This is a genomic window from Thermicanus aegyptius DSM 12793 (assembly GCF_000510645.1).
Taxonomy (GTDB): Bacteria; Bacillota; Bacilli; order Thermicanales; family Thermicanaceae; genus Thermicanus; species Thermicanus aegyptius.
The window spans coordinates 3,422,624-3,434,380 of record NZ_KI783301.1 but is presented as its reverse complement, the minus strand read 5'-3'; the positions used below and the strand labels follow the sequence as shown (position 1 = coordinate 3,434,380).

Genomic DNA, 11,757 nt, shown 5'->3' with positions numbered 1-11,757 from the left:
TTGGTTTTTCAAAGGGATGATGGAGGAGTTATGGTGACGATTCATGGGGCTTTTCTGTGAGGAGGAGGTTAAGGATGAAGAGGATTTTAGTCACAGGGGCATTGGGACAGATCGGGTCTGAGCTGGTGATGGTTCTAAGGGATGTTTATGGTGCCGAGAATGTCCTTGCCACCGACGTGCGCCGAGGAGATCGGGAGGTGATGGAATCCGGACCCTTTGAGCTCCTCGATGTGATGGATCGAAAAAGAATGGGGGAATTGGCGGAAAACTATAAGGTGGATACCATCATTCACCTGGCAGCTCTCCTCTCCGCCACGGCGGAAAAAGATCCCTTAAGGGCATGGAATTTAAACATGGGGGGATTACTGAACGCCCTGGAGGTGGCCCGGGAGAGGAACGCACAATTCTTCACCCCCAGTTCCATCGGCTCCTTCGGCCCCACTACCCCGAAGGAGCAAACCCCTCAGGTGACCATACAACGGCCTACCACCATGTACGGGATCAATAAAGTAGCAGGGGAGCTTCTCTGCGACTATTATTACCTCAAATATGGGGTGGATACCCGAGGACTTCGCTTTCCTGGGTTGATCTCGTATAAAACGTCCCCTGGAGGAGGAACGACCGACTATGCGGTGGAGATCTACGAGGGCGCCGTACGGAAAGGGGAATATATTTCCTATATCGCCAAGGGTACTTTCATGGATATGATGTATATGTCGGACGCAATAAAGGCCGTGATCACCTTAATGGAAGCGGATGGGAAGCGGTTAAAGCACAGAAACGCCTATAACGTAACGGCTATGAGCGTTGATCCGGAAAGCATCGCCGCAGAGATCCGGAAGTGGATTCCCGAGTTTCGGTTATCCTATCAAGTTGATCCCATTCGGCAAGCCATCGCCGAAAGTTGGCCCAATTCCATGGATGTGACGGCAGCCATGGAAGAATGGGGCTTTAAAGCAGAATATGATTTGTCAAGGATGACTGAGGAGATGATCAAGAAGTTGAAGGAGAAGTTCTTTTCGCCGATGGCGAAATAGGGAGAAGGGAAGAGGCGGGGGCAAGAGTGAAGAAAAGGAAGACCCAGGCAAGACGGGTCTTCCTTTTGTCGGAAAGGGGCTATTTCGTTCCTTTTAATTTAACGGGATGAGGAGCTTCTGGCCAACAAGAATCAGGTGGGGGTTTTTCAGATGGTTGTATTCTGCGATGACATGCCAATCAACCCCGTATTTCCTGCCGATCTTCCATAGGACATCACCCGGTTTTACCACGTATTCCACCACTTTTTTAGCCGGTGTAGAGGTTAAAGGCGGATTGGGCTTGAAGGGTTGTGTAACCGGTGGCACATTTATGGGCGGATGGGTAACGGGCGGTATCGTTTGAACGGGTTGATTTGCATCTTTCTCCAATGCGGCTAAGGTTACTCCTTGGAGGTATCCGACTCCACCGGCCTTCATGATGCCAAAGGGAGATTGTTCCAATGCTTTTACAAGGGCTGCCGGATCCACGGCGGTGATCTTTCTGCCGGCAACGCCATCCCCAGGATGTTGGAAATTGCTCATCACATAGGAGAACCCGTTGCGGTTGTCAACTGCCTGTAGGCCGGTTGCCTCAGCCCCTGCGGGAATGGAGAGGATGCGGGAGAGTTCCTTCGTGCTCAAATGATAAGCCCATACATAGTTGTTGGTGTGCATACCGCTATCTTCCCCGATGAAGAGGGTATTCATCGCTTCGGAATAGCTCAGGTTGTCAGGGTTGGCGATTTTGTCCGGATTTGCCGTATTTCCATACGCATCTCCCTCCTTTAGCGGTTCCCCAAGGAGGAGGGCTTTCATCGAGGTGGCCACATAGGCGCTGCTGATGGGATCTCCTGTTTTATCTTTCTGCCCACCGGCTAATGCCAGCTCATACACACCGCCGGCTTTATTCTTGGCCACTTGGATGTGGTCGACGGGGTCTTTCTCGTTTTTTTCCATCCCTTTGCTCACATCGGAGAGGGCGACATATACTTTTTTATCTTTGGGATTAACAGCGACCCCTTCCATTTTGTTAAACTCCGAAGTGGCGCCAAGCAAAGCCGCATAGCGGCGGGATTCCAAGAATGCGGCCGCCTTCTCCATTCCCGGTTTTACCTTCAGATATTCCACAGCGCCGCTGTCGGAATTAAGGGCGGAATACTGTTTGATGGCCGTGAAGCCTTCCTTCGGACCGGCAGAGGTTTCGAAGATATCGCTGAAGGAATACTTCTTCGCCATCTCTTCCACTTCTGCATCGGTGGCATGTCCCAACTTGATCCATTCGAGGGTCCCTTGTCCGCCGTTCTCGGCGCTCGTTTGATGGTATCTGGCCGCATAGAGGGTGCCTGCAGAAAGGTCTTTTTCATTGTCGGCCACATACATGAAGAGCGTGGTATAATCGCCGTCATCCCCAAAGTAGGCGGTCCGGTTGTCGGGCATCATCACCATGATTTCGTTTGATTTGCGACCGGTGCTGTAATGCTTCACCACCTTGGTGGAACCGTCAGGATAGACCGTTACTTCAGGAATATATCCATAAAGATACGGATTTGCCTTCGTTTCATCCCCATAATAAAGCCGGGCGAAGGAGAAGGTATTGGTCTTGTCAAATTCCCCTTTGTCGATTCGCACTTGTTTCGCTTGCGCGTCCAATTTCCGTTCCAGCTCCACTTGACGGGCGTCGGGTTCATACTCTTCGGAGCTTAGATGGGTGTTCCAGGGAGAAAGGGAACCGTTGCAGGGAACCCAGATTCCGTTGGCATCGGCGGTGTTTATTTTATCCACGGTGACGACCCGGAGTTCTCCCGTCTGCATATTTTGTTCTAAGCGGGCCAGATTGATGGAAGCGGGAACTCTCCTCCAAGCATCCTTGCCTGCCGCATCCATGGACGTATACTCTTGATGGGTAACCAAGTAGAGCTGGCCGTCGATCGGTTGGAGGAGGCTATTGGCATCAGGGGCATCGGAGATGTAATAGACATCCAATCCGTCTTTGCTCTTGTCCTTCATCGGATTCCCATTGGCATCGAGGGGGGTTCCGATGGGGAACTTCTGACCGTTTTTGTTGGCCAAAGCGTCATTGGTCTTATAAAGCAGCTTGTAGGAGAGGGGGAAGGTTTTCTTCGTCCCGTCCGCATAGGTGACCTCAAACTTGGCCGCCGAGTACGGCGCCGCCATCTGCTCCACCGTCTTTGGCGCATCCATCCCGATGAAGCGGACCGATTTCACAGGGATGGTTTCCTGTGCTTCGCCGCGAAAGGGAAGGATGGAAGGAAGCATAAGCCCCGTGGCAAGAGCCAATGCGATCCACTTCTTTCCGTTTTTCAAAGCGATTCCTCCTTGGCTATAAATTCTATCAAGAGATTACAAGAGTATTATTCATCAGCGATTTGCAAAAATGAACCACTTTATCAGAAACTTAAAAATAGATTTACACTCTCTTAATATTCGGCGGACTCATGCATTTTGTTAAAAGCATTTCAGCGAGTCATGCTGCCGTCATGCATGTACTTCATGGAGGGCCATAAATGTGATAGTATAAAAAGTAAACCATGTCAAATGATTTCCTGTTGGATGGGATATGGCTCCCGAAAGCAGATGACGAGAGATGGAATGGTAAAAATAGAAGCGGTACGTTAAACAAGAAGGGATGAAACGTATGGAACAAGGCGGTTTTATGGGAGGGCTTTACCGAATCTCCGAATGGATCATGCGTCTTAGTGCGCTTAATCTCCTGTGGATTTTTACGGCGTTTCCCTTTTTCTTTCTGGTCCTTCTCCTCCTTTCCGGGCCCCCTTCCTATCCTCCGGTCCTTTTCTGGATGGGACTCCTCTCTCCGATCTTCTTTTTCCCCTCCACCGCCGCTTCGTTCGCGGTAGCCCGGAAGTGGGTCATCGGGCAAGAGGATGTACCCCTATTTCGTACCTTTTTCAGGGGGTACAAGGAAAACTATGGGTACAGTTTCTTAGGCGGATGCCTCTACCTCCTAGCCGGTTTGGTTTTAGGGGTCAATTTTTATTTTTATTGGCAGCAGCCCGGATTATTTAAGGCTCTGGCTTATGTCACAGGTTTTCTCCTGCTGTTTCTCATCACTTCGCTTCCTTTCTTCTTTTCCTCGTTGGTTCATTTTCAGGTGAAATTTTGGACGTTGATCAAAAATTCTTTGCTCATCACCCTTATAAGCCCACTAAGAGCCCTTTCCCTCCTCCTCATTTCTCTTGTTCTCCTCTTTATTTCGGTCTTCTATTTCACCTTTTTGCTCGCCTTTTTCACAGGAAGCCTTTTATCTCTTTTCTCCTATTGGATCTTTCATAAAAATTATCTGCGCCTGACGGAGAAAGAGGGGGGAAACGCGGAGAAATCGGCGGAAGGGCAGGGATCCTTGGAACCCCAGGAAACTCTGGATAAACTGAGAGGAGAGGGGTCTCCGGTAAACCCGAATCAGGAGGAATAATGGGGAAAATCGCTGATTTTAGTACAGGCGGGGTATGATAGCGCCAGAACGGCTTTCGAGAAATTGGAATTGGCAAAAAATGTTGCTATAGACCCACACGATTCGGACTTGGTAAGATAGGAAGGTATGAAAACACGGGAGATGAACAATGATGACAGATGCATACCAGGACATTCGCAAGGGGGAAAAAGGGGCGCTTTTGTCTCTAGTCGCGTATGTCCTGCTTTCGGTGGTAAAACTCTTCGTTGGGATTTTCGCCCAGTCGGAAGCCCTCTATGCCGATGGATTAAATAATATTTCCGATATCTTTACTTCAGTTACGGTTTTAATCGGACTTCGCATTGCCCGGAAACCCCCGGATGAGAATCACCCTTACGGCCATTTGCGGGCAGAGACCATCGCCGCTTTAATCGCCTCCTTTTTTATGACGGCTGTGGGGGTTGATGTCCTGCGTCAAGCCATTCCGAAGATCTTTTCCCCCAAGTTGGAACATCCCGATATGTTGGCCGGCTGGACCGCGTTGGCTGGAGCGATGGTCATTTATGGGGTTTACCGCTATAACCGCCATCTGGGGGAGAAGATTAAGAATCAGGCGCTGCTCGCCGCCGCTTATGATAACCGTTCCGATGCCCTGGTGAGCGTCGGCACATTTATAGGGGTTATGGGTTCCTTTTTTGGCTTTCCTTGGCTAGATCCTTTTACAGCCACCGTCATCGGACTGATTATTCTAAAGACTGCTTGGGATATCTTCCGGGAGGCGGCCCATGCCCTATCCGACGGATTTGAGGAGGACCGCTTGAAAGAATATCGGAAAAAAGTCTCCGCCACGGCGGGGGTTCGGGAAGTTCTGGATATAAAGGCCCGAAGCATGGGGAATCGGGTGGTTTTGGATGTAAAGGTAACGGTCGATCCCTTCCTTACCACAGTAGAGAGCCATGATATCGCCGATCGGATTGAGAAGCAGCTCATGAGAGAAGCGGCGGTGATAGAAGTTCATGTTCATATAGAACCGGATATAAAACCTTAAAGCCACGATGTTGTAAAAACTTTAACGGGGTTTGAGGTTGTTTCCACTATGTAAAACAGGCATAATAAGCTATAGGTGCCAAGAAAGAGGGAAAGGAATGCTAAAAAACGACCGTTTTCTCCGGGCTTGCCGGAAGGAAGAGGTAGACCAGATTCCGGTCTGGTACATGAGGCAGGCGGGCCGTTTTGACCCGGAATACAGGAAGATTAAGGAGAAGTATACGCTTCTTGAAATCTCCAGAAATCCGGAATTGGCCGCGCAGATTACGATGATGCCGGTGCATAAATTAGGGGTGGATGCGGCCATTCTCTACTCTGATATCATGAATCCGGTAGAATCGTTGGGGATAGAGTTTCACATCGTGAAGGAAATCGGACCGGTGATTCCCCATCCGATTCGCACCCTGGAGGATGTGAAGAGGATGCGGCCCTTTGATGCAGAAGGTGATCTTCCCCATATCCTTGATACCATCCATATTTTGCATAAGGAACTCACCGTTCCGTTGATCGGTTTTGCCGGTGCCCCTTTTACGATTGCCAGCTACCTGATTGAAGGGAAACCATCAAGAAACTACATACGAACAAAAGAATTGATGTACGGGGCGAAAGAGGTTTGGGAAGCGCTGATGGAACGTCTAACGGAGATGGTTTCCTCCTATCTCAGGGCGCAAATCCTGGCAGGGGCCGACGCGGTCCAGCTTTTTGACAGTTGGGTGGGAGCCCTTTCACCGAAAGATTACACCCGCTATGTTCTGCCATACATCCGGCGGATTTTCATTTCTCTTGAAGATCTTCCCCAGCCGAAGATCTATTTTCCGGGAGTAAGTTCCGGAGAGATTCTCCCCACCCTGCGCGAGATCAAGGCGGATGTGATCGGGTTAGACTGGCGGGTCTCCATTCGGGAGGGAAGGAGAAGAACGGGAGGAGGTTTTTCCATTCAGGGGAATCTCGACCCGATGCTCTTAACCGCCCCTTTCCCGGTTATTCAGGAATATGCGAAGGAGATCCTGGATGAAGGGATGGAAGCGCCGGGGTATATTTTTAACTTAGGGCACGGCCTATTTCCTGAAGCAGACTTGGATAAGGTGAAGGCACTGACGGAGTGGGTGCATCATTATTCCGGAGAGAGACTGAAGGAGGGGGGAGCCGTTCGTGGATAGAAGGAAAATCGGGGTACTCGTGATGTCCTATGGTACTCCGGCAGGCATGGAAGAAGTAGAGGCGTATTATACCCATATTCGGCACGGAAGGCCTCCTACCGAGGAACAATTAATGGCATTAAAAGGAAAATATGAGGCGATTGGAGGAGTCTTTCCCCTTCGGAAAGAGACCGACAAGCAAGCGGAGGCATTAAAACAACGATTATCTGAAGCGGATATGCCTTTTTCTTTTGAAGTATACCAAGGACTGCGCCACACTCATCCCTTTATTGAGGAAGGCATCGCCAAAATGCGGGAAGAGGGAGTTTCGGAAGCGGTTGGGATTGTGCTTGCCCCCCATTTTTCCCAGATGAGCATCGGGGAATACATAAGGAGGGCAGAGACAGAAGCAAATCGCCTCGGAGTACGGATGGCCTTTGTAAAACGGTATGGCCTTCACCCCCGTTTCATCGAACTATGGGGGGAGTTGGTAAGAAGAGCATTCACTCTTTTTACCGAGGGGGAAAACCCCCTTCTCCTTTTTTCCGCCCATAGCCTGCCCGCTCGGATCCTTCAATCAGGGGATCCTTATATGGACGAACTGATGGCAACGGCCAAAGCCGTCGGGGAAAAAGAGAAGATCGCCTCGTGGCGTTTTGTCTGGCAATCCGCAGGACAAACCCCTGAACCGTGGCTAGGTCCGGATATTTTGGAAGTAATCCCCGCATTAAAAAATGAGGGGGTAAAGGCCGTCCTGACGGCGCCCATCGGGTTTGTAAGCGAACACTTGGAGATTCTTTATGATTTGGATCTCGATGCGAAGCGAAAAGCGGAAGAGGTGGGAATCCATCTGGAAAGGACCGCCATGCCGGGTACCGATCCCCGTTTTATCGATACCCTCGCCGATGAGGTGATCAAAGCGGCCTACACGCTTATTTAATCGTTCCTCAATGGAGAAAGGAAGTTCATTCCTTGTGATAAAATTTATCTTACAAAGATAAAGAAAGAAGGCGGAAAGGAATGATCAGAAAGAAAGCGGTGGTGCTGGGAGGAGGCATTACCGGTCTAACCGCTGCCTTTTATTTAGAGAAGTGGTCGAAGGAAAAAGGGCTTCCCCTTGAAATTACGGTGGTAGAGCGGGATGACCGCCTGGGGGGAAAGGTGATGACGAAGAGAAGGGACGGCTTTCTCTTGGAAAGGGGGCCTGATTCCTTTCTGGCCAGGAAACCTGCGATGCTTCAGCTCATTAAAGATCTCAAATTGGAAGGGGAATTGGTGGCCACTAGTCCGAAGGGAAAAAAGTCTTACATCTTCCATAAGGGAAAACTTCATCCCATGCCCCAAGGTTTAACCCTGGGAATTCCTACGGAGATAGGTCCTTTTATGAAAACAGGTCTTGTCTCCCCCTTGGGCAAGTTGAGGGCAGCCTTAGACCTCCTACTTCCGAGGGGAAATATGGACCAAGATGAATCCCTGGGTGATTTTCTAGAACGCCGCTTGGGAAGTGAGGTTTTGTACCAGATTGCCGAACCTCTCCTCGCCGGGATTTACGCCGGAGATACGCATTCCTTAAGTCTTCAAGCCACCTTTCCGCAGTTTCAGGAGATGGAACGGAAACACCGAAGCCTCATCTTTGGGATGATGATGAACAAAAGAAATCCCCCTCCCAAAGAGATGGAGGGTTTGCCGGAAGTGGCGAAAAGGACGGTGTTCTTAAGCTTATCCCGTGGGCTCATCTCCATCATCGAGAAATTGGCGGACGAACTGAAAGGAAAAATTCTTCTCGGCGCCGGTGCCAATCGAATCGAAAAAAGAGAGAATCAATATTGGGTTACCCTGGGAACAGGCGAGACCCTGGCTGCAGATCTTCTCATATCCGCTTTGCCTGCGCCCATCCTGGCCTTGCTCCTCCCTGATGTAGCGGTTGGAGAGCGGCTCAAACGGATTCATTTTGTCTCTGTCGCCAATGTCATCTTGGCCTATGAGGCGAATCAGATTCCGTTTGATCTAGATGGTTCAGGATTTCTGGTTCCAAGAACGGAAGGGAGAACCATCACCGCCTGCACCTGGACTTCTTCTAAATGGCCCCATACTGCACCGCCGGGGAAAGTTCTTTTTCGCCTTTATGTGGGACGTTCCGGCCAAGAGGAATGGCTTCACATGGACGATGAAGAACTCCTGCACCGGATGAAGAAGGATCTTCGGGAGACGATGGGAATTGCGGCGACTCCCCTTTTCCATGAAATTACCCGCCTCCCCCAATCCATGCCCCAGTATCCGGTGGGACATCTACAAAATGTAAAAGTAATCCGTGAAGAGTTGGCGGCACGCTATCCGGGTCTATATATTGCAGGCTCCAGCTTTAACGGAGTGGGTATGCCCGATTGTGTCCGTCAAGGGAGAGAAGCCGCCGAGGAAGGGTTAAGGTATCTACAATCATCATTCCATATCAATAAGGAGGGAAACGAATGAGCGTTCATATCGGCGCAAAAGAACACGAAATTGCAGAGAGGATCCTGCTTCCCGGAGATCCTCTGAGGGCGATGTATATTGCGGAAACCTATCTGGAAGGGGTAACCCAATATAATCAGGTGCGCAACATGTTTGGGTTTACCGGAAAATATAAAGGGGTAGAAGTATCGGTGCAGGGGACAGGCATGGGGGTTCCTTCCATCTCCATTTATACCCATGAACTGATCAACAGCTATGGCGTGAAAAAATTGATCCGGGTAGGCACTTGCGGGGCATATCAGGAAAAGGTAAAGGTTAGGGATATTATCCTGGCGATGAGCGCATCTACCGATTCCGGTGTGAACCGCCTCCGTTTTAAAGGCGTGGAATTTGCTCCGACCGCCGATTTCAGCCTCTTGCTTAAAGCATATGAAACCTCTCGGTCCAAAGGGTTGCCGGTTCATGTGGGGGGGATCTTCACCAGCGATACCTTTTACACCGAGGATCAGGAACCCATTGAACTATTAAAGAAACATGGAGTGCTAGCCGTGGAGATGGAGACGACCGCCCTTTACACGCTTGCCGCCCGTTTTGGCGTTCAAGCCTTGTCCATCCTTACCGTAAGCGACCACCTGTTAACGGGGGAAGTAACCACGGCGGAGGAGAGGCAGACCACCTTTAACCAGATGATAGAAATCGCCCTTGATACCATCATTGCGGATTGACCAACGATTTTATCGTTCATGCCCCACCGTCTTCGCTTACGCGTATGGGGTGGGGCTTTAAACGTAGGCCGGAGAAATCCGGCCTCATTGCATGTTTTGAAAAAATGAAACGAAAATCTGTAAGGAAGAAGAAACTCTTTGGTATGATTTAATAAAAACTGTCTCATTCTAGAAAAAGAGGGAGGAAATTTTTCACTCTTTACCTGGCAGGATTTTCTCGAAGTATGGAGAATAAAATAAACATCCTTGCTCATTTTGTCTACGGACGTAAAGAGACCGTCGGGAAAAGGAGGGATTCGAATTAGACGACTGCGTATAAAAAACCTCCACTGGACGATGCAATTTATCCCCCAGGGAAAAGGAGAGGTGAAGTCGTATCGATTTCGCACGATCCCTGCCCTTCTCTTCATAGGATTCACGTTCACCCTCTTTCTCTTCGCCATTCTGATGGGCCTATATTTTTGGCAACAATACCTTGAGATGAAAAACCTCTACGATGAAACCCTCACCATCCATGAACAGGTGAAATCGGAGAATGAAACTTACCTGCTGGAGAACGAACAGCTCAAGAAGAGTTTTGAGCAACTAAACCGGGATGTAACCCGATTAAAGACGGAGGTAGAAAAGAATCAATCCCACTTGGAAGAGCTGAATAAGATGAGAGGGGGGAAGAGCCCCACAAGCCTGGAACCGACCCCCGATAAAGGGAAAAGCGTAACCGCGGCAAGCCTTCTTTCCTATCCCGGCACCGCCTTGGCGGTGGGAACCTCAAACGTTTACATAGAAGGAATTCGCAGCGAATTAACCCGTTTAAACCAACAGATCTCCCTGCAAGAGGAAGCCATTTCTTCCCTTGAGGCCCGTTTAAAAGAACACATGGAAGCGATGAAGCGAATCCCGATGGGATGGCCTGCTACGGGTAGGGTAACATCCCTTTTTGGAATTCGAAAGGATCCTTTTACGAGAAAGAACAAAATGCATGAAGGGATTGACTTTGCGGATGCCTACGGTACGCCCGTTCATGTAACGGCCAAAGGGAAGGTGATTTTTGCCGGACGGAATGGGCCCTATGGCAAACAAGTCCAGGTAGATCATGGAAATGGATATATAACGACCTACTCGCACCTTTCCTCCTTTACGGTAAAAGCGGGAGATGAGGTGGAACGGGGAGACCAGATCGGGAGAATGGGGACGACCGGTCGGAGCACAGGGGTCCACCTTCACTATGAAGTCCGGAAGAATGGGAAACCGTTAGATCCAAAACCATTTTTGGGAGGAGAGGAAATCGTTGCTCAAGAAGAAACCGCCAATGACTGATGCCATGACCGTCATCCATGAAGGAACGCAGGTGGATGGGAGTCTCCGGGTGGCCGGCTCGATCCGCATTGATGGGGAGATAAAAGGCGGAATCAGTTCGGAGGGAGATGTATTTATCGGCAAAGGGGGAAAGGTGGTGGGTGACATCTTTTCCAGGAATGCCACCATCGAAGGAGAACTTTTGGGAAACCTGAAGGTAGAGGAGCACGCCCTCTTCACCGGCTCAAGCAGTTTTAAGGGCGAGTTAATCTATAAGACGTGCGAGGTCGAAAAAGGGGCCAGGATAAACAGCACTTTAAAAAATGAGGGGCATAGCGAACCCGAACCGGTGAAGGAAAAGTTCCATCAGGGAAAGCTCCTGGCAGCCCAGGAAGAAAGAAAAGAGCCGGTAAGTAAAGAGACGGCATAGCCCGCCCTTCCAGAGCGAATAACGAAAAATACCATTTAAAAATTCCCTTTGATGATACGCTTCATGTGATCGTCGGGTGCCTTCAACCGGTCGGGAGAAGGCACTTCTCTTTTATCCCAAACGAGGAGAAAGCCCGGTTAGCGGAGAAGGAATTGGGTATGCTAACATGTGGTTATCCTTTCCAAGGCGTGATACAATATAGCCTAAAGAAGAGACCATTTCT

The 11,757-nt window shown here is 49.8% G+C and carries 10 protein-coding genes; 9 read left to right on the top strand and 1 reads right to left on the bottom strand.

Features of this window, described 5'->3' with window-relative positions; translation table 11 throughout:
- Window positions 1-74: 74 nt before the first annotated feature.
- The gene (locus tag THEAE_RS0118150; protein ID WP_028988404.1) at window positions 75-1,037 is read left to right on the top strand and encodes an L-threonine 3-dehydrogenase; all 963 of its coding nucleotides are present in this window, start codon (window positions 75-77) and stop codon (window positions 1,035-1,037) included.
- A 93-nt stretch (window positions 1,038-1,130) separates the two neighbouring features.
- Here the strand turns inward: THEAE_RS0118150 and THEAE_RS21705 are convergent, their stop codons facing one another.
- Window positions 1,131-3,293 carry an alkaline phosphatase PhoX gene (locus tag THEAE_RS21705; RefSeq protein WP_245605644.1) on the bottom strand — a complete coding sequence of 721 codons (2,163 nt, stop codon included), beginning with the start codon at window positions 3,291-3,293 and terminating at the stop codon, window positions 1,131-1,133.
- A 379-nt stretch (window positions 3,294-3,672) separates the two neighbouring features.
- Between THEAE_RS21705 and THEAE_RS0118140 the strand changes: the two genes are divergently transcribed.
- The 8 genes from THEAE_RS0118140 to THEAE_RS22305 all read left to right on the top strand — a co-directional run bounded on the left by THEAE_RS0118140 (window position 3,673) and on the right by THEAE_RS22305 (window position 11,534).
- Complete coding sequence (locus THEAE_RS0118140) at window positions 3,673-4,467, top strand: YesL family protein (protein ID WP_028988403.1); 795 nt, start codon at window positions 3,673-3,675, stop codon at window positions 4,465-4,467.
- Between the two features lie 151 nt (window positions 4,468-4,618).
- The gene (locus THEAE_RS0118135; RefSeq protein ID WP_039945522.1) at window positions 4,619-5,494 is read left to right on the top strand and encodes a cation diffusion facilitator family transporter; all 876 of its coding nucleotides are present in this window, start codon (window positions 4,619-4,621) and stop codon (window positions 5,492-5,494) included.
- Between the two features lie 97 nt (window positions 5,495-5,591).
- Window positions 5,592-6,653 carry a uroporphyrinogen decarboxylase gene (gene hemE / locus THEAE_RS0118130; protein ID WP_028988401.1) on the top strand — a complete coding sequence of 354 codons (1,062 nt, stop codon included), beginning with the start codon at window positions 5,592-5,594 and terminating at the stop codon, window positions 6,651-6,653.
- Window positions 6,646-7,572 (top strand): ferrochelatase, encoded by a 927-nt coding sequence (gene hemH, locus THEAE_RS0118125; protein ID WP_028988400.1) that lies wholly within the window; start codon window positions 6,646-6,648, stop codon window positions 7,570-7,572. Before hemE ends, hemH begins: the two co-directional genes overlap by 8 nt.
- Window positions 7,573-7,652: 80 nt before the next feature.
- A complete protein-coding gene (gene hemG / locus THEAE_RS0118120) occupies window positions 7,653-9,104 on the top strand; it encodes a protoporphyrinogen oxidase (RefSeq protein ID WP_028988399.1) in 1,452 nt (483 codons plus the stop codon).
- Complete coding sequence (gene deoD, locus THEAE_RS0118115) at window positions 9,101-9,808, top strand: purine-nucleoside phosphorylase (RefSeq protein WP_028988398.1); 708 nt, start codon at window positions 9,101-9,103, stop codon at window positions 9,806-9,808. The genes hemG and deoD overlap by 4 nt, the downstream gene beginning before the upstream one ends.
- A gap of 366 nt (window positions 9,809-10,174) precedes the next feature.
- A complete protein-coding gene (locus THEAE_RS23635; RefSeq protein WP_169730005.1) occupies window positions 10,175-11,125 on the top strand; it encodes a M23 family metallopeptidase in 951 nt (316 codons plus the stop codon).
- Window positions 11,097-11,534: a bactofilin family protein gene (locus THEAE_RS22305; protein ID WP_156920665.1), complete on the top strand. Its 438-nt coding sequence runs from the start codon at window positions 11,097-11,099 to the stop codon at window positions 11,532-11,534. Before THEAE_RS23635 ends, THEAE_RS22305 begins: the two co-directional genes overlap by 29 nt.
- Window positions 11,535-11,757: the final 223 nt, after the last annotated feature.